The organism is Microbacterium nanhaiense, assembly GCF_014646015.1.
In the GTDB taxonomy this organism is placed as follows: Bacteria; Actinomycetota; Actinomycetes; order Actinomycetales; family Microbacteriaceae; genus Microbacterium; species Microbacterium nanhaiense.
On the sequence record NZ_BMMQ01000003.1, the window covers coordinates 185,906 to 207,449 of the forward strand.

23 protein-coding genes are annotated in these 21,544 nt (G+C 69.9%); 17 read left to right on the forward strand and 6 right to left on the reverse strand.

The features are described from left to right. Nucleotides 1-36: 36 nt before the first annotated feature. The 5 genes from lysA (at nt 37) to prfA (ending at nt 7,155) form a co-directional block, all read left to right on the forward strand. Nucleotides 37-1,428 carry a diaminopimelate decarboxylase gene (gene lysA / locus IEX05_RS06605; protein WP_188700797.1) on the forward strand — a complete coding sequence of 464 codons (1,392 nt, stop codon included), beginning with the start codon at nt 37-39 and terminating at the stop codon, nt 1,426-1,428. Nucleotides 1,429-1,456: 28 nt separating this feature from the next. Beyond that, complete coding sequence (locus tag IEX05_RS06610; RefSeq protein ID WP_188700577.1) at nt 1,457-2,746, forward strand: homoserine dehydrogenase; 1,290 nt, start codon at nt 1,457-1,459, stop codon at nt 2,744-2,746. Nucleotides 2,747-2,754: 8 nt separating this feature from the next. Further along, the gene (gene thrB / locus IEX05_RS06615) at nt 2,755-3,687 is read left to right on the forward strand and encodes a homoserine kinase (RefSeq protein WP_188700798.1); all 933 of its coding nucleotides are present in this window, start codon (nt 2,755-2,757) and stop codon (nt 3,685-3,687) included. A gap of 156 nt (nt 3,688-3,843) precedes the next feature. Next, the gene (rho, locus tag IEX05_RS06620; protein WP_373286288.1) at nt 3,844-6,078 is read left to right on the forward strand and encodes a transcription termination factor Rho; all 2,235 of its coding nucleotides are present in this window, start codon (nt 3,844-3,846) and stop codon (nt 6,076-6,078) included. A 3-nt stretch (nt 6,079-6,081) separates the two neighbouring features. Then, nucleotides 6,082-7,155: a peptide chain release factor 1 gene (prfA, locus tag IEX05_RS06625; RefSeq protein ID WP_188700578.1), complete on the forward strand. Its 1,074-nt coding sequence runs from the start codon at nt 6,082-6,084 to the stop codon at nt 7,153-7,155. Between the two features lie 33 nt (nt 7,156-7,188). Here prfA and IEX05_RS06630 read toward each other — a convergent pair whose 3' ends face one another. From IEX05_RS06630 to IEX05_RS06645, 4 genes are read right to left on the reverse strand one after another with little or no spacing between them, the layout of a single operon-like run. Continuing rightward, complete coding sequence (locus tag IEX05_RS06630; RefSeq protein ID WP_188700579.1) at nt 7,189-7,953, reverse strand: ABC transporter permease; 765 nt, start codon at nt 7,951-7,953, stop codon at nt 7,189-7,191. After that, nucleotides 7,950-8,732, reverse strand: a complete 783-nt coding sequence (locus IEX05_RS06635; RefSeq protein ID WP_188700580.1) for an ABC transporter ATP-binding protein — start codon at nt 8,730-8,732, stop codon at nt 7,950-7,952. The genes IEX05_RS06630 and IEX05_RS06635 overlap by 4 nt, the downstream gene beginning before the upstream one ends. After that, entirely contained in the window at nt 8,729-9,097 is a 369-nt protein-coding gene (locus IEX05_RS06640; protein ID WP_188700581.1) for a DUF1048 domain-containing protein, read from the reverse strand. Before IEX05_RS06640 ends, IEX05_RS06635 begins: the two co-directional genes overlap by 4 nt. Next, entirely contained in the window at nt 9,094-9,432 is a 339-nt protein-coding gene (locus IEX05_RS06645; RefSeq protein ID WP_188700582.1) for a PadR family transcriptional regulator, read from the reverse strand. The genes IEX05_RS06640 and IEX05_RS06645 overlap by 4 nt, the downstream gene beginning before the upstream one ends. Nucleotides 9,433-9,555: 123 nt before the next feature. Between IEX05_RS06645 and IEX05_RS06650 the strand changes: the two genes are divergently transcribed. From IEX05_RS06650 to IEX05_RS06660, 3 genes are all read left to right on the forward strand, one after another. After that, complete coding sequence (locus IEX05_RS06650) at nt 9,556-10,980, forward strand: amidase (protein ID WP_229661172.1); 1,425 nt, start codon at nt 9,556-9,558, stop codon at nt 10,978-10,980. Between the two features lie 235 nt (nt 10,981-11,215). Continuing rightward, nucleotides 11,216-12,769, forward strand: a complete 1,554-nt coding sequence (locus IEX05_RS06655; protein ID WP_188700584.1) for an AlkA N-terminal domain-containing protein — start codon at nt 11,216-11,218, stop codon at nt 12,767-12,769. Continuing rightward, on the forward strand, nt 12,766-13,263 hold the full coding sequence (locus IEX05_RS06660; protein WP_188700585.1) for a methylated-DNA--[protein]-cysteine S-methyltransferase: 498 nt from the start codon (nt 12,766-12,768) through the stop codon (nt 13,261-13,263). Before IEX05_RS06655 ends, IEX05_RS06660 begins: the two co-directional genes overlap by 4 nt. A gap of 124 nt (nt 13,264-13,387) precedes the next feature. On the opposite strand, the gene epsC is transcribed toward IEX05_RS06660, so the two are convergent. Together epsC and cysK are read right to left on the reverse strand one after the other, a co-directional pair. Beyond that, entirely contained in the window at nt 13,388-13,951 is a 564-nt protein-coding gene (gene epsC, locus IEX05_RS06665; protein WP_188700586.1) for a serine O-acetyltransferase EpsC, read from the reverse strand. Nucleotides 13,952-14,036: 85 nt separating this feature from the next. Next, nucleotides 14,037-14,972 (reverse strand): cysteine synthase A, encoded by a 936-nt coding sequence (gene cysK / locus IEX05_RS06670; RefSeq protein ID WP_188700587.1) that lies wholly within the window; start codon nt 14,970-14,972, stop codon nt 14,037-14,039. 154 nt (nt 14,973-15,126) lie between these two features. Between cysK and prmC the strand changes: the two genes are divergently transcribed. The 9 genes from prmC to IEX05_RS06715 all read left to right on the forward strand — a co-directional run bounded on the left by prmC (nt 15,127) and on the right by IEX05_RS06715 (nt 21,492). After that, the gene (gene prmC / locus IEX05_RS06675) at nt 15,127-16,008 is read left to right on the forward strand and encodes a peptide chain release factor N(5)-glutamine methyltransferase (protein WP_188700588.1); all 882 of its coding nucleotides are present in this window, start codon (nt 15,127-15,129) and stop codon (nt 16,006-16,008) included. A gap of 45 nt (nt 16,009-16,053) precedes the next feature. Further along, nucleotides 16,054-16,740: an L-threonylcarbamoyladenylate synthase gene (locus IEX05_RS06680; protein WP_188700800.1), complete on the forward strand. Its 687-nt coding sequence runs from the start codon at nt 16,054-16,056 to the stop codon at nt 16,738-16,740. Continuing rightward, the gene (locus IEX05_RS06685) at nt 16,737-17,915 is read left to right on the forward strand and encodes an MraY family glycosyltransferase (protein WP_188700589.1); all 1,179 of its coding nucleotides are present in this window, start codon (nt 16,737-16,739) and stop codon (nt 17,913-17,915) included. Before IEX05_RS06680 ends, IEX05_RS06685 begins: the two co-directional genes overlap by 4 nt. Beyond that, a complete protein-coding gene (locus IEX05_RS06690) occupies nt 17,915-18,346 on the forward strand; it encodes a Cg1360 family ATP-synthase-associated protein (protein ID WP_188700590.1) in 432 nt (143 codons plus the stop codon). Before IEX05_RS06685 ends, IEX05_RS06690 begins: the two co-directional genes overlap by 1 nt. A 98-nt stretch (nt 18,347-18,444) precedes the next feature. After that, on the forward strand, nt 18,445-18,873 hold the full coding sequence (locus IEX05_RS06695; protein WP_188700591.1) for a Cg1360 family ATP-synthase-associated protein: 429 nt from the start codon (nt 18,445-18,447) through the stop codon (nt 18,871-18,873). A gap of 195 nt (nt 18,874-19,068) precedes the next feature. After that, on the forward strand, nt 19,069-19,842 hold the full coding sequence (gene atpB, locus IEX05_RS06700) for a F0F1 ATP synthase subunit A (RefSeq protein ID WP_188700592.1): 774 nt from the start codon (nt 19,069-19,071) through the stop codon (nt 19,840-19,842). 47 nt (nt 19,843-19,889) lie between these two features. Further along, a complete protein-coding gene (gene atpE / locus IEX05_RS06705; protein ID WP_188700593.1) occupies nt 19,890-20,126 on the forward strand; it encodes an ATP synthase F0 subunit C in 237 nt (78 codons plus the stop codon). A 32-nt stretch (nt 20,127-20,158) separates the two neighbouring features. Continuing rightward, a complete protein-coding gene (locus IEX05_RS06710; protein ID WP_188700594.1) occupies nt 20,159-20,710 on the forward strand; it encodes a F0F1 ATP synthase subunit B in 552 nt (183 codons plus the stop codon). After that, nucleotides 20,710-21,492 carry a F0F1 ATP synthase subunit delta gene (locus IEX05_RS06715; RefSeq protein WP_188700595.1) on the forward strand — a complete coding sequence of 261 codons (783 nt, stop codon included), beginning with the start codon at nt 20,710-20,712 and terminating at the stop codon, nt 21,490-21,492. The genes IEX05_RS06710 and IEX05_RS06715 overlap by 1 nt, the downstream gene beginning before the upstream one ends. Nucleotides 21,493-21,544 lie beyond the last annotated feature (52 nt).

The following is a 21,544-nucleotide window of genomic DNA, read 5'->3' on the forward strand; positions in this document are numbered from 1 at the left end:
GACCGGCACCCGACGAACAGGAATGTGACGACGCCCATGAACCCGCTCGCGCCCGACTGGCTCGCGGAGCCCGACGACGCCAACGACCTCGCCGCCGGCGTCTGGCCGGACACGATCCGCCGCACCAAGAAGGGCGAGCTCTCCGTCGGAGGCATGAAGGCGAGCGCCCTCGCCGAGCGCTATGGCACACCCGTCCTGGTGCTCGACGAGCTGCACGTCCGTGAGCGAGCTGAGCGCACCCGCCGCGCCTTCGAGACCGCGGCTGCCCGCCACGGCGGATCCGCGCGCGTCTACTACGCCGGGAAGGCGTTCCTCACGTCCGAGGTCGCGCGCTGGATGCTCGCGGCGGGCCTGAACATCGACGTCTGCTCGCGCGGCGAGCTCGAGACGGCGCTCGCGGCCGATGTGCCCGCCGAGCGCATCGGTTTCCACGGCAACAACAAGAGCGTGTCCGAGCTCGAGCGCGCCATCGGCGTCGGACTCGGCACGATCGTCGTCGATTCGCCCATCGAGGTCGAGCGCATCAGCGCGATCGCCGAGCGCCTCGGCACCTCGCAGCGCGTGCTGGTGCGCGTGCGCAGCGGCGTGCACGCCGACACGCACGACTTCCTCGCGACCGCCCACGAGGACCAGAAGTTCGGCTTCTCTCTCGAGGAGGCGGAGTCGGCCGTGGCGCGGATCCGGGAGCTGCCCTCGGTGGAGTTCGTCGGCCTCCACTGCCACATCGGATCCCAGATCTTCGGGGTCAGCGGTTTCCGCGAGTCGGCCTCGCGCGTGCTCGAACTGCACGAGCGCCTGCTCGGCGGCGGACCTGTGCCGCTGCTGAACCTCGGCGGCGGCTTCGGCATCGCCTACACGCGCGCCGACACCCCCGCCGAGATCGAGGCGCTCGCCGACGGCATCGTCGACGCCGTGGCGAACGAGTGCGCGGCGCGGGGCATCGACATGCCGGAGCTCGCTTTCGAGCCGGGCCGGTCGATCATCGGCTCGGCCGGCATCACCCTGTACGAGGTGGGCACGACGAAGCCGGTCGTGGTCGACACCGGCGACGGATCCGCCGAGCGGCTCTACGTCGCGGTCGACGGCGGGATGAGCGACAACGTGCGCCCCGCCCTCTACGGCGCCCAGTACTCGGCGCGCATCGCCTCGCGCACCTCCGAGGCCCCGGCCGCTCTGGTGCGGGTCGTCGGAATGCACTGCGAATCCGGCGACATCGTCGTCGACAACGAATACCTGCCGGGCGACGTCGTGCCCGGCGACCTCGTCGCCGTCGCCTCGACGGGCGCCTACTCGGCCGCCATGGCGAGCAACTACAACCACGTTCCGCGCCCCGCCGTCGTGGCGGTGCGCGACGGCGAGGCCCGCGTGATCCTGCGCGGCGAGACGATCGACGATCTTCTCGCCCGCGATCCCGGCCTGGTCCGCTGAGCCCCCTTCTAGCCTTCGAGGGAGAAGAATGATCGATCATCGTACGCTGCGTGTCGCGCTGCTGGGAGCCGGGTCGGTGGGCGCGCAGGTGGCGCGCCTGCTGCTCGAGCATGCCGACGAACTGGAGGAGCGCTCGGGCGCCCGCCTCGAGCTGGCCGGAATCGCGGTGCGCAACATCGACGCGCCGCGCGACGTCGAGCTGCCTCGCGAGCTGTTCACGACCGATGCGCACGAGCTCATCGTCGGCAGCGACATCGTGATCGAGCTGATGGGCGGCATCGAGCCGGCGCGCACCTACATCCTCGAGGCGCTCCAGTCGGGCGCCGACGTCGTGACGGGGAACAAGGCCCTCATCGCCACCCACGGCGCCGAGATCTTCGACGCCGCCGACCAGGTGGGCGCCTCCGTGTCCTACGAGGCGGCGGTGGCCGGCGCGATTCCGATCATCCGTCCCCTGAAGGACTCGCTCGCGGGCGATATCGTCACGCGGATCTTCGGAATCGTCAACGGCACGACGAACTACATCCTCGATCGCATGGACAAGGAGGGCGCGGACTTCGACGCCGTGCTCGCCGACGCGCAGGCGCTCGGATACGCGGAGGCGGATCCGACGGCCGACGTCGAGGGTCACGACGCCGCCCAGAAGGCCGCGATCCTCGCCAGCCTCGCGTTCCACACCGACGTGCCGCTCGAGAAGGTGCACTGCGAGGGCATCACGAAGATCGATGCCGCCGCGATCGAGAACGCCAAGAAGGCCGGCTACGTGATCAAGCTGCTCGCCACGTGCGAGCGCCTGCCGGGCGGCGACGACATCTCCGTGCGCGTGTACCCCGCGCTCATCAACCGCGACCACCCGCTGGCCAGCGTGCACGGCGGGAACAACGCCGTCTACGTCGAGGCGGAGGCGGCCGGACCGCTCATGTTCTACGGCGCGGGCGCCGGCGGAGTGCAGACCGCATCCGCGATCCTCGGCGACGTCGTCTCGGCGGCGCGGCGCCACATCGCCGGTGGCGGCGGCGTCGGAGAGTCGGCCCGCGGCGTGCACCCGATCGCGGAGATCGGGCGCATCACGACGCGATACCAGATCACGCTCGACGTCGCCGACGAGCAGGGCGTGCTCGCGACCGTCGCCGGGATCCTGTCGGACGGCGGCGTATCCATCGCGACCTTCGAGCAGACGGCGACCGAATCCGGCGCCCGCCTCGTCATCGGCACGCACCGCGCGACCGAGCAGGCGCTCAGCGACACCGTCGTCGCGCTCGGCGAGAGCGGCGTCGTCGAGAGCGTCGTGACGGTACTCCGCGTGGAGGGGGAGTGAGCGCCCCGATGCGCACCGTCGAGGTGCGCGTGCCGGCGACGAGCGCGAATCTCGGCCCCGGCTTCGACACGCTCGGCCTCGCCCTGAGCATCTACGACGAACTCACCGTGTCGGCCCTCGACGGGCACGAGATCGATATCGCGGTCGAGGGCACGGGCGCCGCGGAGATCCCCACCGATGCGTCCAACCTCATCCTGCGTACGATCCGCTACGCCTACGAGGCGGTCGGGCGCCAGGCGCCCGGCATCCGGATCCGCGCGCGAAACGGCATCCCGCACGGGCGCGGTCTCGGGTCGAGCGGATCCGCCGTCGTCGCGGGCCTGCTCGCCGCGAAGGGGCTGCTCGACGGGGTCGCGACCTTCAGCGATGCCGACCTGCTGCGCCTCGCGACCGAGATCGAAGGACACCCCGACAACGTCGCCCCGGCGCTCTTCGGCGGGCTGACGATCGCGTGGACCGACGACGAGATGCCGCGCCACAAGAAGCTGCTCGTGCACCGCGGCGTGTCTCCGCTCGTCTTCGTGCCGGACCGCACGATGTCGACGTCCACGGCGCGCAGCGTTCTGGATCCCGCGGTCTCCCGCGAGGACGCCGTATTCAACGTGTCGCGCTCGGCGCTGCTCATCGCCGCTCTCACGCAGAGCCCGGACCTGCTGATGGCCGCGACCGAGGACCGACTGCACCAGAACAGCCGCGCGGCCGCGATGCCGGAGACCGACTCGCTCGTGCGCGCGCTGCGCGCCGCCGGATTCGCGGCGGTCGTCTCGGGTGCGGGGCCGAGCGTTCTCGTGCTCGCCGATGGTCCGGGCCGCCGCCTGGACGCCGTCGCGGTCGCCGACGCGCACACCTCGGGCACGTGGCAGCCGCTGATGCTCGCCGTCGACTTCCTCGGTGGTACAGTGAGAGCATCAGCGGAGGGTGCCTCGTCGCACGAACTCTGAACCTCCGTCGCAATTCTGCGAAGCCCCGCACGGTCATCCGACGGGATGCGTTCTCGCGTAACGCCCGGATGGTCGGCCTGCTCTTTCTGCATGTCGACGTCGCAATATCTCCTGTGCGCATGGGCTCTGACAGCACTTCATCTTTAAGGAGCACTCGTGGATTCCACCACCGAGAACAACGGCGGCGAAGCCGCCACCCTGCAGGAGCAGATCGACGCCGCGATCGCGGCCGCCGACGCGGCGACCTCGTCGCGCCCGGCCCGTAAGCGCGCCCCGCGCCGCGCCAGCTCGAGCGGCATCGCCGGCGAGGCCGCGACATCGCAGGCCGAGGCGGCGCCTGCCGAGGCGCCCGCGGCTGAGGCTGTTGCCGAGGAGGCGCCGGCGGCGCCGAAGAAGACGACGCGTACGCGTCGGACGAAGGCGCAGATCGAGGCGGACAAGGCTGCGGCCGAGGCTGCTGCGGCGGAGGCGCCCGCGGCCGAGGCTGTTGCCGAGGAGGCGCCGGCGGCGCCGAAGAAGACGACGCGTACGCGTCGGACGAAGGCGCAGATCGAGGCCGATAAGGCTGCCGCCGCGGCAGCGGAGTCGGCCGAGGTCGCCGCACCCGCCGAGAAGGCCGCGCCCGCTGGCGCCGAGGTTCCGTCCGAGGAAGCCGCCCCGGCGGGCGACGACGCCGAGGGGAACGATGAGACCGAGGCGCCGAAGCGCCCGGCCCGCAACAGCCGCTCGCGCCGCAAGCCCGCGAACGACGAGCAGGCCGAGGACGAGCCCGCCGAAAAGCCCGAGGCCGAGACCCCGTCCGCCGAGGGCGAGCAGGCCGCGGAGGCCTCCACCGACGAGTCTTCCTCGACGAACGAGGGCAGCGATTCCGAGGGCGACGAGTCGGAGGGGTCGGGCCGCAGCCGCAACCGCCGCAGCCGCAACCGCCGCAAGAAGAACGGCTCCAGCGAGGGCGACGAGCAGCAGGGCGAGACCGCGCAGAACGGCAACCAGCGCGGACAGCAGAACGGCAACGGCCAGAACGGTAACGGCCAGAACGGTAACGGCCAGAACGGTAACGGCCAGAACGGTAACGGCCAGAACGGTAACGGCCAGAACGGTAACGGCCAGAACGGCAACCAGCGCGGTCAGCAGCGCGAGCAGCAGGGCCGCGAGCAGCAGCAGAACCGCCAGGAGCAGAACCGCAACGCCCGCAACCGTCGCGGCCGCGGCCAGGACGAGTTCGAGCCCGAGATCGGCGCCGACGACGTCCTGATCCCGATCGCCGGAATCCTCGATGTGCTCGACAACTACGCCTTCGTGCGCACGACGGGCTACCTGCCCGGTCAGCAGGACGTCTACGTCTCGCTCGGCCAGGTGAAGAAGTACAACCTGCGCAAGGGCGACGCGGTCGTCGGCGCCATCAAGCAGCCGCGCGAGGGCGATCAGAACAGCCGCCAGAAGTACAACGCGCTCGTCAAGGTCGACTCGGTCAACGGCCTCTCGGTCGACGACGCCGCGGGTCGCGTCGAGTTCAGCGACCTGACGCCGCTCTACCCGCAGGAGCGCCTGCGCCTCGAGACGGCACCCGAGAAGACGACGCAGCGGATCATCGACCTCGTCGCCCCGATCGGCAAGGGTCAGCGCGGCCTCATCGTCGCGCCGCCGAAGGCCGGCAAGACGATCGTGCTGCAGCAGATCGCCAACGCGATCGCGCAGAACAACCCCGAGGCGCACCTGATGGTCGTCCTCGTGGACGAGCGTCCCGAGGAAGTCACCGACATGCAGCGCACGGTCAACGGTGAGGTCATCGCCTCGACGTTCGACCGCCCCGCCGAAGACCACACGACGGTCGCGGAACTGGCGATCGAGCGCGCCAAGCGCCTCGTGGAGCTGGGTCGCGACGTGGTCGTGCTCCTCGACTCGATCACGCGCCTCGGTCGCGCCTACAACCTGCAGGCACCCACGTCGGGCCGCGTGATGTCGGGCGGCGTCGATGCGTCGGCGCTCTACCCGCCGAAGAAGTTCTTCGGCGCGGCGCGCAACATCGAGAACGGCGGCTCGCTCACGATCCTCGCGACCGCGCTCGTCGAGACCGGATCCAAGATGGACGAGGTCATCTTCGAGGAGTTCAAGGGCACGGGCAACATGGAGTTGCGCCTGTCGCGTCAGCTCGCCGACAAGCGCATCTTCCCGGCCGTCGACGTCAACGCCTCGTCGACGCGTCGCGAGGAGATGCTGCTGAGCCCCGACGAGGTCAAGATCACGTGGAAGCTGCGCCGCGCCCTCGCGGGCATGGACCAGCAGCACGCGCTCGGCGTCATCCTCGAAAAGCTCAAGGAGACCGGCTCCAACGTCGAGTTCCTCGTGCAGATGCAGAAGAGCTCGGTCGCGGCGGAAAACGGTCGTTGACACGTGTTCGAGTCCGTCCAGTCTCTGATCGACGAGCACGCCCGGGTCCAGGAGGAGCTCTCGGACCCGGCCGTGCACGCCGACGCCGCGCGCGCGAAGCGCGTGAACCGTCGTTTCGCGGAGCTCTCGCGCATCGTCCGCGCCCACGAGGAGTGGACGAAGGCGGGGGAGGACCTCGACGCGGCGCGTGAGCTCGCGGGCGAGGACGACGCCTTCGCCGAAGAGATCCCGGCGCTCGAGGAACGCCTCGCCGAGAGCCAGGAACGCCTCCGGCGCCTGCTGATCCCTCGGGATCCGGACGACGCGCGCGACGTGATCATGGAGATCAAGGCGGGCGAGGGCGGCGCGGAGAGCGCGCTGTTCGCGGCGGACCTCCTGCGGATGTACTCGCAGTACGCCGCGCACCGGGGCTGGAAGACCGAGATCATCGAGTCCGATGCCTCGGACCTCGGCGGGTACAAGAACGTGCAGGTGGCGTTCAAGGGATCCTCCAACGACCCCGCGCAGGGCGTGTGGGCTCACCTGAAGTACGAGGGCGGCGTGCACCGCGTGCAGCGCGTGCCGGCGACCGAGTCGCAGGGACGCATCCACACCTCGACGACCGGCGTTCTCGTCTTCCCCGAGGTGGACGAGCCGGAGGAGGTGCAGATCGATCAGAACGACCTCAAGATCGACGTGTACCGCTCGTCGGGCCCCGGCGGACAGTCGGTCAACACGACCGACTCCGCCGTGCGCATCACGCACCTCCCCTCGGGCATCGTCGTGTCGATGCAGAACGAGAAGTCCCAGCTGCAGAACCGTGAGGCGGCGATGCGCGTGCTCCGTGCGCGCCTGCTTGCGAAGCAGCAGGAGGAGCTGGCGGCGGCGGCCTCGGACGCGCGGCGGAGCCAGATCCGGGGAATGGACCGCTCTGAGCGGATCCGCACCTACAACTTCCCCGAGAACCGCATCGCGGACCACCGCACCGGCTACAAGGCCTACAACCTCGATCAGGTGATGGACGGCGCGCTCGAGCCCGTCATCGAGAGCTGCATCACGGCCGACGAGGCCGAGCGGCTCGAGCACCTCGGGGAATGAGCGGGAGCGGCGTGCCGGTGTGCGGCGCGCCGCTCAGCCGAATCGACGGCGCGTGATCGCGATGGCGGCGAGCCACGAGACCGCGAGGACGCCGACGCACCACCCGAGGGCGACCCAGATCTCGGATCCCACCGCTGTGCCCGCGAAGAGCGCGCGCAGCGTCTCGACGATCGGGGTGACCGGCTGGTTCTCCGCGAACCAGCGCACCGGACCCGGCATCCCCTCGGTCGGGACGAAGGCCGAGCTCAAGAACGGCAGGAAGATCAGCGGGTAGCTGAACGCGCTCGCACCGTCGATCGACTTCGCCGCAAGGCCGGACACCACCGCCAGCCAGGTGAGCGCGAGCGTGAAGAGGAGCAGCACCCCCGCGACCGCCAACCAGGCGCCGACGCCCGCGTTCGTGCGGAATCCCATGATGAGCGCGACGCCCGTGACGATGACGAGGGCCGCGACGTTCGCGGCGAGCGAGGTCAGGACGTGGGCCCAGAGCACGGAGGATCGCGCGATCGGCATGGAGCGGAAGCGCTCGTTGAGCCCGCCCTGCACGTCGAGGAAGAGCCGATACGCCGTATAGGCGACCCCGGATGCCACCGTGATGAGCAGGATCCCGGGCAGGAGGTAGTCGACGTATCGCGCGCCGCCGACGTCGATCGCGCCGCCGAAGACGTAGACGAACAGCAGGAGGAACGCGATCGGCATGATCGCGGTCGTCACGATGGTGTCGGGGCTGCGCAGCACGTGCGCCAGCGAGCGCTTCGTGAGCGTGGCGGTGTCGGCCAGCGCGTGCGCTGCGTTCATGTCGGATCCTTCGTGGTCTCGGCGGACGGCGCCCGCCCGGTGATGGCGAGGAAGATCTCCTCGAGGCTCGGTTGCTTCTCGACGTACTCGACCTCTGTCGGCGGGAGGAGGCGTCGGAGCTCATCGAGGTCGCCCTCGGCGATGATTCGGCCTTCCGCGAGGATGCCGATCCGGTCGGCGAGGCGTTCGGCCTCGTCGAGGTACTGGGTCGTCAGCAGCACCGTCGTGCCGTGGGAAGCGAGTTCCGCGACGACGTCCCATACCTCCTGCCGGGCGTGGGGATCCAGGCCCGTCGTCGGCTCGTCGAGGAAGACGACCCGCGGCTCGCCGACGAGGCTCATCGCGATGTCGAGGCGGCGGCGCATCCCGCCGGAGTATGTCGCCGCGCGGCGATCGGCGGCGTCCGTGAGGGCGAAGCGGTCGAGCAGCGCCGCGGCGACGCCGCGCGGATCCGGCACGTGGCGCAGCCGCGCGACGAGAACGAGGTTCTCGCGCCCCGTGAGCACCTCGTCCACGGCCGAGAACTGCCCCGTCAGGCTGATCGCGGCGCGAACCTCGGCGGCCCGGGACGATACGTCGAATCCCGCGATCTGAGCGGACCCTCCGTCGGCTCGCGCGAGGGTCGACAGGATCCGCACGAGGCTCGTCTTGCCCGCACCGTTGGCGCCGAGCAGCGCGTACACGCTGCCCTCGGCGACGTCGAAGTCGACGCCCCGCAGGACGGCGAGCTCGCCGAAGGACTTCTGGATCCCGTCGACGTGGATCGCGGGGGCGGTCATGTCGTCCCCGCACCCTTATCGGCACGAGCGATGGCATCCCGCAGCTTCGTGCGCTCCTTGTCGATCCACTGCCGCCCTGCGTAACTGGCGACGAAGGTCTCGATGAATTCGACGGGGTCCTCGCCCACGATGTCGCGGACGGGCGTGGCGTTCGCCGCCGCGCCCTCGATGAGCTCGATCAGGTCGCGGCACATGTCGACCAGCGTCGTCCCGTCGACGACGCCGATGACCATGAGGTAGCGCTCGAGCGCCTCCGCCGTCTCTCGGTAGGGCGAGGGAAGCGCCTTCTGGCGCTCCTTCAACCGTCGATAATCCTTCTTGTCGCCCAGCGAGCCCGTGACGGCTTCGATCCATTTCGCGGTCATGATGATGATGTTCCTTCCGTGCGAAGCGAGTGCATGCGGGCCGTGATGGCCGACCACGCGTTCCAGAATTCGTCGAGCCGGGCGAGCCCGGCATCGTTGAGGGTGTAGACCTTGCGAGGCGGCCCCTTCTCCGAGGGAACCTTCTCGACGTCGACGAGGCCGCCCCGTTCGATGCGCACGAGAAGCGCGTACACGGTTCCCTCCACGACGTCCGTGAACCCGAGTTCACGCAGGTGCGCCGTGAGGTCGTATCCGTGCCAGGCCCTGTCCCGCAGCAGCTCGAGGATCGCCCCCTCGAGGACGCCCTTGAGCAGTTCCGTTTCCTGTCGTCCCATCAGGCCTCCGGTAGTCGGTTTCATTGAGTACCGGTACAAAGTAACACTGAGTAGCGGTAGTTGGCAATACTGAATAGTGAACTCGGTGACGGGCCCGCGCACGGGATGCGGGATCATGAGGGAGTGAAGACGACGCTCCTGGACCTGATCGGCGCCCTGCGGACGGGGGAGGTGTCGCCGGTCGAGGCCGCCTCTGCCTATCTCGACCGCATCGAAGCCCTCGACCGGCTCGGCGCGTTCGTCGAGGTGACCCGCGAGCGCGCCCTCGCGCAGGCCGCGGCGCTCGGTGCCGCCCCGGGCGACGCGCCGCCGCTCTGGGGCGTGCCGATGGCGGACAAGGACCTCGTCGCACGCGCCGGCGTCACCACCCGCTACGGATCCCGGGCGTTCGAGGGCTTCGTTCCGGAGACCTCGGATCCCCTCGCCCTCGCCCTCGACGGCCTGGGATCCGTCAGTCTCGGCAAGACCTCGACGCCCGAGTTCGGCATGACGGGGTACACCGAACCCGCGATCGGCGTCCCCGCCCGAAACCCCTGGGATCCCTCGACGGGCGCGGCCGGATCCAGCGGGGGAGCGGCCATCGCGGTCGCGACGGGCATGCTCCCGGCGACCGTCGCCTCCGACGCGGGCGGATCCATCCGGATTCCCTCCGCGACCGTCGGTGTCGTCGGCCTCAAGCCCGCGCGTGGGCGCCTGCCGGTCTCGAACGGCCTCGGTTCGCCCGGTGGGCTCGCGACGGCGGGCCCGATCGCCCGCACCGTCACCGACGCCGCCTACCTTCTCGACGCGCTTGTCGGATCCGCGCCCCGCCGCCACGCGACGGCGGCGCCGGATCCGCACCGCGGGCCCGGGGGTGGGCCCGCATCCTTCTCCGCCGCGCTCGCAACCGACACGGGACGACTCCGCATCGGCGCGACGCTCGTCACGCCGTGGGACGGCTGGACCGACACGACGCTCGACCCCCGGGGCCTCGCGGCTTGGGAGTGGGCCGCGGGTGTCTTCGCGGGCGACGGCCACGATGTCGTCGACGCCGACTGGCGCCCGCGAGGCTATCCGGAACTGTTCACGACGATCTGGCGCGCGTCCGCCGCGACGCTACCCGTCGCCGACGCCGAGCTCGATGAACTGCTCGAGCCCTTCACCGCCTGGATGGTGCGGGAGGGGCGGGCGATGGGGGCGCGCGAGGCCCTGGGCGGCTATCAGGCGGCAGGCCGCTTCGAGAGCGAGACGATCGAGGCGTTCGAAGCCTTCGACGCCGTGCTCACACCGGCCCTCGCCATGGAGCCGCAGGCGATCGGCTGGAACGCCGTCGGCGCGAGCCCGATGGAGAACTTCGCGCGGCAATGCCAGTACGCGCCCCACACGAGCTTCGTGAACGTCTCGGGCCTCCCCGCCATCACGATCCCCGCGCCCGCGGCCCCGGGCGAGCGCCCCTGGAGCGTCCAGCTCGTCGGCCGCCCGGGCGGCGAGGCACGGATCCTTCAGCTCGCCGCGCGGCTCGAGGCCGCCCGCGGCGCGCTCCCGTACCCGCCCGGGTACGGCGCATAGATCCCCGGCGCGCGGGTCGAGAGCGCGTGCGCGACCGCGCCGAGATTCTGAAGATGCGGCGAAAAGTGGCGCGACCGGTCCAGATCGTCAGAATCTGGGCGCACAGTCAGAATCTCACGCGCACAGAATCTCACGCGCACGGAATCTCACGCGCACGAGGCGTCGCCGCCGCCCGCGGCACCGCGATGTCCGATTTCCGCCAGCCGGCACCCGCGGGCCGTGGCAGAGTGAAGGCATGAGCACAGCCCCCGGCGTCGGCACGGGCGCGACCGACTTCGACGAACGGTACCGCGCAATCAGCGCCCGCGACACCCGATTCGACGGGCAGTTCGTGACGGCGGTCCGGACGACCGGGATCTACTGCCGCCCCAGCTGCCCGGCGCGTACGCCCAAGCCCGAGAACGTCGTGTTCTTCCCGACGAGCGCCGCCGCGCACGAGGCCGGATTCCGCGCCTGCAAGCGCTGCCTCCCGGAGGCCGCACCGGGTTCGTCCGCGTGGGATCTCCGCGGCGACACCGCCGCCAGGGCGATGAGGCTGATCGCCTCGGGCGTCGTCGAACGCGAAGGGGTGCCGGGGCTCGCGGCGCGGCTCGGATACTCCAGCCGCCACCTCACGCGATTGCTCGTCGCCGAGCTCGGGGCGGGGCCGCTCGCCCTCGCCAGGGCGCACCGCGCACACACCGCGCGGATGCTCCTCGTCGGCACCGAGCTGCCGGTCTCCGACGTCGCGTTCTCTGCCGGCTTCGCGAGCATCCGACAGTGTAACGACACCATCCGCGAGGTGTTCGGCCTGACGCCGGGGGAGTTGCGAGCGCGTCGCCGCACATCGGCAGGCCGCGGGGACGGGAGCGCGGAGGTGCCGGGCACGATCGACCTCGTGCTCCCGTACCGCGCGCCGTTCGATGCCGCAGGAATCTTCGCCTGGATGGCCGCCCGAGCGCTCCCCGGTATCGAAGAGGCGACGCCGACCTCCTTCGCCCGGCACCTGCGGATGCCCGGGGGAACGGCCTGGTTCGACGTCAGGCACGACTCCGCCGAGCGGCTGCACCTGCGCGCCCGGGTGACGCGGCTCGGCGACCTCGCGCCGCTCGTGGCCACGGTGCGTCGCATCTTCGACCTCGACGCCGACCCGCTCGCCGTGGACGAGGCGCTGTCCGTGCACCCCGAGCTCGCCCCGCTCGTCGCCCGGACCCGCGGGATCCGCGTGCCCGGTTCCGCGGACCCGCACGAGATGCTGATCCGCGCGATGGTGGGGCAGCAGATCACCGTGGTTGCCGCGCGCACGGCGCTGACGGCGCTCGCGGATGCGCTCGGCGAGAAGACGGCGCAGGGGGTGCTGTTCCCGACCATGGCGGCGATCGCGGAGCGCGGCGCGGAGGTGCTTCGCGGCCCCGCCGCGCGCATCCGCGCGATCACCGGCGCGGCGGCAGCCCTCGCCGACGGCTCGCTCACCCTCACCATCGGGGACGACAGCGCCGCCCAGCGCGCCGGGCTGCTCGCGATGCCCGGTATCGGCCCGTGGACGGCGGACTACGTGCGCATGCGCGTGCTCGGCGATCCCGACATTCTGCTGCCGGGTGACGTCGCCCTGCGCGCCGGTGCCGCGGCATCCGGGCTCCCCGGCGAGCCGAGGCCCCTCGCCGCCTGGGCGGAGCGGGTCGCGCCATGGCGCAGCTACCTCAGCGCGCACCTCTGGCGCGCGGCGCCGATCCGGCCCGCACGCACCGCGAGCGCCCGCCCCGCGCGGACGACAAGCCCTGCGCCGATGACAAACAAGGAGATCTCATGACCGCCCTCATCCAGACCGTCGACACCGCCGACGGCGCCTTCACGGTCCTCGCCGACGAGCGCCAGCGGGTGCTCGCCTCCGGGTGGACCGCGGATCCCGAGGCGATCGTCGCCCGCCTGGCCGCGGCGGAGCGCCCGGAGCGGATCACGGAAGGAGAGACGGAAGCCGTCGAGGCCGTGCTCGCCTACTACGGCGGCGAGCTGTCCGCGATAGACGCCGTGGCCGTGAAGCAGACCGGTACCGCGCTCCAGCTCGCAGGCTGGGAGATGCTGCGCCGGATCGAACCCGGCGCGCCCCTCACCTACACGGGCTTTGCAGCGCGGCTCGGCAACCCCCGGGCCGTGCGCGCCGCCGCGTCGATCTGCGCCCGCAACGCTCCCGCCCTCTTCGTGCCGTGCCACCGGGTGCTCCGCACCGACGGCACCCTCGGCGGATTCGCCTGGGGCCTCGACGTGAAGACGAGCCTGCTCGCCCGCGAGTCCGCGACGCAGTAGGTCCCGACGCAGTAGGTCCCGACGCAGTAAGTCCCGGCACAGTGAATCGTGCCGCGCGGCGTCGACGACCGACGGCACGTCCGCACGCCGGCAGCTCGCGGAGCAGTGCGTCCGGCGGTTGCGCCTAGAGCTGGTAGCTCGGCGACGTGAGGATCTCGGCCACGTCGTCCCTGGCCTTTCGGGGTCGGGCCGTGGCGGGAATCCCGACGACGATGCTGTCGGCGGGCGCGTCCTTGGTCACGACGGCGTTCGCTCCCACGGCGCTGCGGGCGCCGATCCTGACGGGCCCCAGCACCTTCGCTCCGGCCCCGACGACGACGCCGTCCTCGAGGGTGGGGTGGCGCTTGCCGTGGCTCAGCGAGACGCCGCCGAGGGTGACCTGGTGGTACAGCATCACGTCGTCGCCGACCTCCGCCGTTTCACCGATGACGACGCCCATGCCGTGATCGATGAAGAAGCGCCGACCGATCGTCGCGCCGGGATGGATCTCGACGCCCGTCACCCAACGCGCGATCTGTGAGAGAGCGCGCGCGGGAAAACGCAGCCCGCGGATCCAGAGCGCGTGCGAGATCCGGTGCGTCCAGATCGCGTGGAGTCCCGGGTAGAGAAGCCCGATCTCGAGGGATCCACGTGCGGCGGGATCGCGTCGGCGTGCGGCGGCGATGTCTTCGCGGATACCCAAACCCATACGTGAAAACCTACCGAATGCCGGAGGGGCCGGACGCCAATATGACGTCCGGCCCCTCCGGGAGACCGGTGCGTGGGTCGACGGCTCAGTCGCCGTAGCCCTCCCACAGCACGGTCGAGACGTAGCGCTCGCCGGTGTCGGGCACGACGACGACGATGTTCTTGCCGGCGTTCTCGGGGCGCTTCGCGACCTGCACGGCCGCCCACACGGCTGCACCGGAGGAGATGCCCGCGAGGATGCCCTCCTTCGAGGCGAGGTCGCGCGCCGTCGCGACTGAGTCGTCGAGCTGCACGTCGATGACCTCGTCGTAGACATCGCGGTCGAGGATCTCGGGAACGAAGTTCGCGCCGAGCCCCTGGATCTTGTGGGGGCCCGCCTTGCCCTCCGTCAGGAGGGGCGAGTCGGCCGGCTCGACCGCGACGATCTGCACGCCCGGCACGCGCTCCTTGAGCACCTGGCCGACGCCGGAGATGGTGCCGCCCGTGCCGATGCCTGCGACGAAGATGTCGATCTTCCCCTCGGTGTCGGCGAGGATCTCCTCGGCCGTCGTTGCGCGGTGGATCTTGACGTTCGCCTGGTTCGCGAACTGGCTCGCGAGCACGGCACCCGGCGTCTCCGCGACGATCCGCTTCGCCTCTTCCACGGCGCCGTTCATTCCCTTGGCGGGGTCGGTGAGCACCAGCTCGGCGCCGAAGGCGCGCAGCAGGACCTTGCGCTCGTTCGACATCGACGAGGGCATGGTGAGGACGACCTTGTAGCCGCGGGCGGCGCCGACGAGCGCGAGCGCGATGCCCGTGTTGCCCGACGTTCCCTCGACGATCGTGCCGCCGGCCGGCAGCGCACCGGACTCCTCCGCGGCGTCGACGATGGCGACACCGATGCGGTCCTTGACGGACGATCCGGGGTTGAAGAACTCGAGCTTCGCATACACGTTCGCCTCGGCACCGTCGGTGACGCGGTTCAGGCGGACGAGCGGCGTCTTGCCGAACGTGCTCGAGATGTCGTTGTGGATTCCAGCCATGGGTGGTGCCTTTCGGGAGAAGGTGGGACCGGCCGAACGACGGTCATCGTCGAACCTGTGAGTCACTCTATGGCGAATCCTCCGCCCCCGGGGCGATGTGTTTCAGACGGTTTCACGGCGGCCGTTCCGCGGCGACCCCATAGAGTCGGATCTCGTGACGACGAATCGAGAGCGGGTCCCCCTGCGCGACGCCCTGCGCGGCGCAGCCGATGTGCTGGCGGGCGCGGGAGTGACGGATCCGGTCGTCGACGCGGAGCTCCTGCTCGCGTGGACGCTCGGCGCCGAGGTCAGCAGGGGAGAGGTGCACGCCGGGATCATCCGCGGCGACGACCTCGAGGCGGCGCAGCACGAGCGCTTCCGGGGCTACGTCGCGCGCCGCGCGGCGCGCGAGCCGCTGCAACACATCACGGGATCCGCGCCGTTTCGGCACCTGATGCTGTCCGTCGGGCCGGGCGTGTTCGTGCCGCGGCCCGAGACCGAGATCGTGGCGCAGTTCGCCATCGACGCGCTCGCGAACGCCGCGGAGCCGGCGCCCATCGCCGTCGATCTCGGCACGGGGTCGGGCGCGATCGCGCTCGCGCTGGCCACCGAGGTTCCGCACGCGTCGGTGTACGCCGTCGAGAAGTCCGATGCCGCCATCGCCTGGACCCGGCGGAACGTCGAGGCGATCGCGCCCGGGGTGGAGCTGCGGCACGGCGATCTCGCAACGGCGTTCGACGACCTTGCCGGGCGCGTGGCCGTCGTCGCGTCGAACCCGCCCTACGTGCCCGACGCGGCGATTCCCCGTGACGACGAGGTGCGGCTGCACGACCCCGCCCTGGCGCTCTACGGTGGCGCCGACGGGCTCGACATCGTGCGCATCATCAGCCGCGTCGGGCACCGGTTGGCGCGAGCGGGCGGCACGATCGTGCTCGAGCACGGCGAATGGCAGGGCGAGGCGATCCGGGAGATTCTCGCCTCCGACGGTTGGCTGGGCGCGAGTACTCACCCCGATCTCACGGGGCGCGACCGCGCGACGACCGCCGTCCGACCGTGATCATTCCGTGATGCACAGTCTCGCGACCGTAGAATCGAGGGCGTGATGGGAACCGTCTACGACTGCAGCGACCGTGAGCAGATGCTCGCCGGCATGCGCGCCGCGCGCCAGACTCTCGCGCGGGGAGAGGTCGTCGTCGCGCCGACCGACACCGTATACGGCGTCGCCGCCGACGCGTTCAGCCCGGCCGCGGTGAAGAAGCTCCTCGCGACGAAGGGGCGCTCGCGCCAGCAGCCGCCGCCCGTGCTCGTGGGCTCCACGGATGCGCTCCGCGCCCTCGTTGAGCAGGTGCCGGAAGAGGTCGAGCGGCTGGTCGAACGCTTCTGGCCAGGCGGGCTCACGATCGTGCTCCCCGCGCAGCCGTCGCTCACGTGGGACCTGGGTGAGACGAAGGGCACCGTCGCGGTGCGCCAGCCCGACAACGCGATCATGCTCGAGCTTCTCGCCGAGACCGGCCCGCTCGCCGTATCGAGCGCGAACCTGACGGGCCGACCCGCGGCGATCGACGCCGCCTCGGCCGTCGCGATGCTGGGCGACAGCGTCTCGGTTTTTCTCGACGACGGGCCGGTGGCGACGGGAGTCGCCTCGACGATCATCGACGCGACCGGTCTGGCCGGCCGCGGAGAGCGCACGGTCCGCGTGTTGCGCGACGGCGCGGTCTCGCGCGCCGAGCTCCGCGAGGTGCTGGGCGAGCTGCTCGAGGCGGACCCGGGCGAGGATCCGCCTCAGTGAAGCTCTATCTGCTGACCGCTCTCGTCACGGCCGTGATCACGTGCGGCTTCTCCTTCGTGGTGTGGCGCGTGGCGTTGCGGTTCAAGTGGTACCCCGCGGTGCGCGAACGCGACGTGCACACCCGGCCGACTCCGCGCCTGGGTGGCATTGCGATGCTGCTCGGCATCGTCAGCGTGCTGTTGCTCTCCCGCCTCGTCGGGTTCTTCGACATCTTCTGGGCCGAACCCCGAGTGGTGTGGTCCGTGCTCGGTGCGACCCTCCTGATCGCGTTCGTGGGGCTGGCGGACGACATCTGGGACCTCGACTGGTTCCTGAAGCTCGGCGCGCAGTTCGTCGCGGCCGCGATCATCGCCGTCGGCGGCGGCGTGCAGATCTACGCCCTGCCGATCAACGGCATCACCCTGTTCTCGAGTGGCATGAGCATCGTGCTGACGATGTTCGCGATCGTCGTCGTGATGAACGCCGTGAACTTCATCGACGGCCTGGACGGCCTCGTCGCGGGGGTGTGCCTCATCGCCAACGGCGTGTTCTTCGTCTACTCGTACCTGCTGGTGCGCGACGCGGGCGCGACGAGCTATGCCAACCTGGGGACGTTCCTGGCGGTCGTGCTCGTCGGAGCGTGCGCGGGCTTCCTGCCGATCAACTGGAACCCCGCGCGGATGTTCATGGGCGATACGGGGGCCCTCGTCGTCGGACTCCTGATGGCGACCAGCGCCATCGCCATCACCGGGCAGCTTCCGCCGGCGGCCCTCGATCAGGACGTCACGGGTCGCTCACAGATCATCGGAACCCTGATTCCCATCCTGCTGCCGATCCTCGTCGTCGGGTTGCCGCTCGCCGACTTCGGCATGGCGATCATCCGCCGCACGGCGCGCGGCAAGTCGCCGTTCTCGCCCGACCGCGAGCACCTCCACCACCGCATGATCGATCGCGGGCACTCCGTTCGCCAGGCGGTGCTCGTGTTCTACGCGTTCAGCGCGATCGCGTCGCTCACGATGCTGTTGATGTACATCTTCACGGGGGAGGACTGGTTCGGCGAGCACCGCATCGGTGAGTACTGGATCGCCGTCGCCTACGGCGTCGTCGGCTTTGCCGCCTGCCTCGTGCTCGCCGTCGTGCCCGCGACGCCGCCGCGGCGAGAGTCGCCGGCGCCGGAAGCGGTGAAGGGAGCCTGATGTTCCGCAACCCCGTCGTCCTGCGCGCCATCGCGATGAGCGCCATCGGCTGGACGTGCGCGTCGTTCGTCGCCTGCCTCCTCGCCCTCGTCGTTGCCGGGCCGCAGGGGCTCGGCAGCGCCGCCGTCGGCGCGGCCGCCGGTCTCGTGTTTCCCGTCCTGACGGTGCTCGCGCTCGCGATCCCCGACCGGGCGTACGGATCCGCGCGCTACGCCGCGCGCGTCTTCTTCGGCTTCCTCGCGGGCTTCGTCATCAAGGTCGTGCTCTTCTTCGTCGCGCTGCTCGTCCTGCTCGACGTCGTCGGCGTGGTCCCGGGCGCCGCCTACGGCGCGCTTCTCGGGACGGCGCTCGTGTCGCTCGCAATCGACGTGTTCGTTGCCAACGGGATCCGGAGTCCCGCCGACGAGCGTCTCGCACGGGAATCTTCCTAAGCTCGGCCCGGTACCCTCGTGGGGGCGCACGTTCCGCGCCCGTTCCGCGATTTCAGGAGACCACAGTGGCCCCCTCACCCGTTTCGAGTAACCCCATCATGCGCAACGTGCTCCTGTGGAGCGCGATCATGAGCGGCGCCGTGCTCGTCGTCACGGGCGTGATCGGCGTCGTCGTGAGCGGAACCGATGGGCTCTGGAGCGCCGTGCTCGGCACCGTGATCGGATTCCTGTTCCCCGCGCTCACCGCCGCTACGATTCTCTTCGCGAATCGCTTCTTCGGAACGCCGAACTACCTCGTGATCTTCTTCGGGGTGTTCATGGGCGTCTTCCTCGTGAAGATCCTCGCCTTCATCATCGCGCTGAACATCGTGTTCGGGCTCGACTGGGTGGTGCGCGGGGTGCTCTACGGCGCCCTCATGGCGACCGCGATCGGCTCGATCGTCGTCGACATCGCGGTGATCGCGAAGATGCGCATCCCGGCGGTCAGCGACGTGCGCCTGCCCGGCGACGACGACCCTGAGGTCTGACCACATCCCGGATTTCTACAGCGCGTCAAAACTAGGCCCAAGTTTTTGATACGCTAGACGAGGTTCTGCTGCGGGTCCCGGCACGGTGAAGCGCTGGTCTGAAGCAGTTGCCCCCTCCCACCGCACACCCCGCAGGCGAGATCCTGCGCGAGAAGCAGGAGCCACGCGTTGACTCAGGCGAGCATAATCGCACCGATGGCCGATGAGGTCGAGTTCCACCCGCCGTCGATTAGCGACTTCTTCCCGGACGCGCTTTTCTTTGAGGGCACCCCCTTCGAGTTCACCCGAATCAACCTCGTCCAGGTCATCGCGACCGTGCTGTTGGTGCTGTTCATGCTCCTCGGCACGCGCAAGCTGACGGTCGTTCCGGGGCGCTTCCAGCAGGTCGTGGAGTTCGGATTCGGCTTCGTTCGCGGCCAGGCCTACCAGGTCATCGGCGAGCGCGAGGGCAAGAAGTTCGTCCCCCTGCTGACGGTCATCTTCTTCGGGGTCCTGTTCTTCAACCTGATGGGAGTTATCCCGGGTCTGAACATCCAGGGCACGAGCGTCATTGGAACGCCGCTGCTCTTCGCGGTCGTCACCTACGTCGGCTTCGTCTACGCGGGTATCCGCAAGCACGGCTTCGGCCGCTTCATGAAGAACTCCCTGGTTCCCGGCGGAGTCCCCGGGTACCTCATCCCGATCATCTCGGTTATCGAGCTGATCTCGACCTTCGTCTTCCGCCCCGTGTCGCTCACGCTGCGACTGCTGCTGAACATGATGGTCGGCCACCTGATGCTGGTGCTGTTCTTCAGCGCGACGCACTTCTTCCTGCTCAGCTTCAACTGGATGACGGTCCTGTCGCCGTTCTCCCTGGCTCTGGGCTTCGCCTTCACCCTGTTCGAAATCTTCGTCGCCTTCCTCCAGGCGTACGTTTTCATGGTCCTCACCGCGGTCTACATCCAGCTCGCGGTTGCAGACGAGCACTGACTGACGGATAGCCGACCGGCTATTCGCCCTATGAAAGGAAACCCCCAGTGGACGCTACGACGGTTCTCGCGGAAATCTCCGGCAACATCGCGACCATCGGCTACGGCCTCGCAGCGATCGGCCCGGCCATCGGTCTGGGCATCGTGGTCGGCAAGACCATCGAGTCGACGGCTCGCCAGCCCGAGCTCGCCGGTCGTCTCCAGACCCTGATGTTCATCGGTGTCGCCTTCATCGAGATCCTTGCCTTCATCGGCATCGCAACGCCCTTCATCTTCGGCGCCTAATTCATCCACCGCTTCACAGATAAGGAGACAGGATGCTGAACGCTCTTGTCACTGTCGCGGCTGAGGGGGAAACGCACAACCCGCTCTTCCCCGCCGTGTACGACATCATCTGGTCCGCGGTCTGCTTCGTCATCATCGCGATTGTGATCCTCGCAGTCGCCATGCCCCGCCTCAACAAGGTGCTCGATGCCCGCTCCGCGGCCATCGAGGGCAACATTGAGAAGGCTGACGAAGCGCAGCGTCAGGCAGAAGCCGCGCTGGCCGAGTACACGCAGCAGCTCGCTGATGCGCGTCGCGAAGCCGGTGAAATCCGTGAGGGTGCCCGCGTCGACGGCAAGAAGATCGTCGACGAGGCACGCGCGAACGCGCTGGCCGAGGCCGAGCGCATCACGGTGTCGGCTCAGACTCAGATCGAGGCCGAGCGCCAGGCCGCGATGATCTCGCTCCGTCAGGACGTCGGATCGCTCGCCCTGGACCTCGCGGGCAACGTGATCGGCGAGACCATGAGCGAAGACGCGAAGGCCCAGGCCGTCGTCGACCGCTTCCTCGCCGAGCTCGAGACGTCTGAGAAGGCGGCCCGGTAATGGGCAGCGCGACCACTCAGGCTCTCGCGGCGAGTGCTCAGGCACTGTCGACTGCGACGGTCACCCTCGACACGGCACGCGAGCTGTTCGCCGCCGCTCGTGCCGCGGGCGAATCCGCTGCTCTGAGCGGCGCGCTCGCTGATCAGGCTGCCGACCCGGCTGCTCGTCAGGCGCTCGTCGGTCGAGTCTTCGGAACGCTGTCGCCCGAGGCGATGAACCTCCTCGGTGCGGTCTCCGCGCAGCGCTGGTCCTCGGCCGACGACCTCGTCGACGGCATCGAGACCCTCGCGATCCGCGCGGTTGCGAAGACCGAGCAGGCCGGCGTCGAGGGCGAGCTGTTCCACGTGATCCGCGTCATCGCGGAGAACCCGGAGCTCGAGCTTGCACTCGGTTCGCGACTCGGCGAGCCGTCGAAGAAGAGCGAGCTGATCGAGAAGATCCTCGGATCCTCCGTCTCGGCGGGCACGCTCCTCATCACCGCATCGATCGCCGAGCACTCGCGCGGCCGCCGCGTTCGCGCGGCCCTGCAGGAGGCCATTCAGGTCGTCGCCGCTGAGCGCGGCCGCGCCGTTGCCACCGTGCAGACGGCGACCGCACTGACCGACGCGCAGCGTCAGCGCCTCGCTGACTCGCTGTCGCGAAGCTACGGCACCGCCGTGTCGATCAACGAGGTCATCGACCGTTCGGTGATCGGCGGCATCCGCGTGCAGATCGCCGACGATGTCATCGACGGCAGCATCTCGACCCGCCTCACCGACCTCCGGTCGAGGCTCGCAGGCTAACGCTTCCGGAAGGAAGCTCCCGGGCCCACTGGCCCGCACAACGAAGGAAGAC

Excerpts from the sequence above, each read along its gene's own strand:
- IEX05_RS06660 (WP_188700585.1), top strand. The coding sequence starts at position 12,766 with ATGACCGCCCTCATCCAGACCGTCGACACCGCCGACGGCGCCTTCACG.
- IEX05_RS06630 (WP_188700579.1), bottom strand. The coding sequence starts at position 7,953 with ATGAACGCAGCGCACGCGCTGGCCGACACCGCCACGCTCACGAAGCGC.
- IEX05_RS06655 (WP_188700584.1), top strand. The coding sequence starts at position 11,216 with ATGAGCACAGCCCCCGGCGTCGGCACGGGCGCGACCGACTTCGACGAA.
- epsC (WP_188700586.1), bottom strand. The coding sequence starts at position 13,951 with ATGGGTTTGGGTATCCGCGAAGACATCGCCGCCGCACGCCGACGCGAT.
- IEX05_RS06710 (WP_188700594.1), top strand. The coding sequence starts at position 20,159 with ATGCTGAACGCTCTTGTCACTGTCGCGGCTGAGGGGGAAACGCACAAC.
- IEX05_RS06635 (WP_188700580.1), bottom strand. The coding sequence starts at position 8,732 with ATGACCGCCCCCGCGATCCACGTCGACGGGATCCAGAAGTCCTTCGGC.
- lysA (WP_188700797.1), top strand. The coding sequence starts at position 37 with ATGAACCCGCTCGCGCCCGACTGGCTCGCGGAGCCCGACGACGCCAAC.
- cysK (WP_188700587.1), bottom strand. The coding sequence starts at position 14,972 with ATGGCTGGAATCCACAACGACATCTCGAGCACGTTCGGCAAGACGCCG.
- atpB (WP_188700592.1), top strand. The coding sequence starts at position 19,069 with ATGGCCGATGAGGTCGAGTTCCACCCGCCGTCGATTAGCGACTTCTTC.
- IEX05_RS06690 (WP_188700590.1), top strand. The coding sequence starts at position 17,915 with ATGTTCCGCAACCCCGTCGTCCTGCGCGCCATCGCGATGAGCGCCATC.
- IEX05_RS06610 (WP_188700577.1), top strand. The coding sequence starts at position 1,457 with ATGATCGATCATCGTACGCTGCGTGTCGCGCTGCTGGGAGCCGGGTCG.
- IEX05_RS06640 (WP_188700581.1), bottom strand. The coding sequence starts at position 9,097 with ATGACCGCGAAATGGATCGAAGCCGTCACGGGCTCGCTGGGCGACAAG.
- IEX05_RS06695 (WP_188700591.1), top strand. The coding sequence starts at position 18,445 with ATGCGCAACGTGCTCCTGTGGAGCGCGATCATGAGCGGCGCCGTGCTC.
- thrB (WP_188700798.1), top strand. The coding sequence starts at position 2,755 with ATGCGCACCGTCGAGGTGCGCGTGCCGGCGACGAGCGCGAATCTCGGC.
- IEX05_RS06645 (WP_188700582.1), bottom strand. The coding sequence starts at position 9,432 with ATGGGACGACAGGAAACGGAACTGCTCAAGGGCGTCCTCGAGGGGGCG.
- IEX05_RS06715 (WP_188700595.1), top strand. The coding sequence starts at position 20,710 with ATGGGCAGCGCGACCACTCAGGCTCTCGCGGCGAGTGCTCAGGCACTG.
- IEX05_RS06680 (WP_188700800.1), top strand. The coding sequence starts at position 16,054 with ATGGGAACCGTCTACGACTGCAGCGACCGTGAGCAGATGCTCGCCGGC.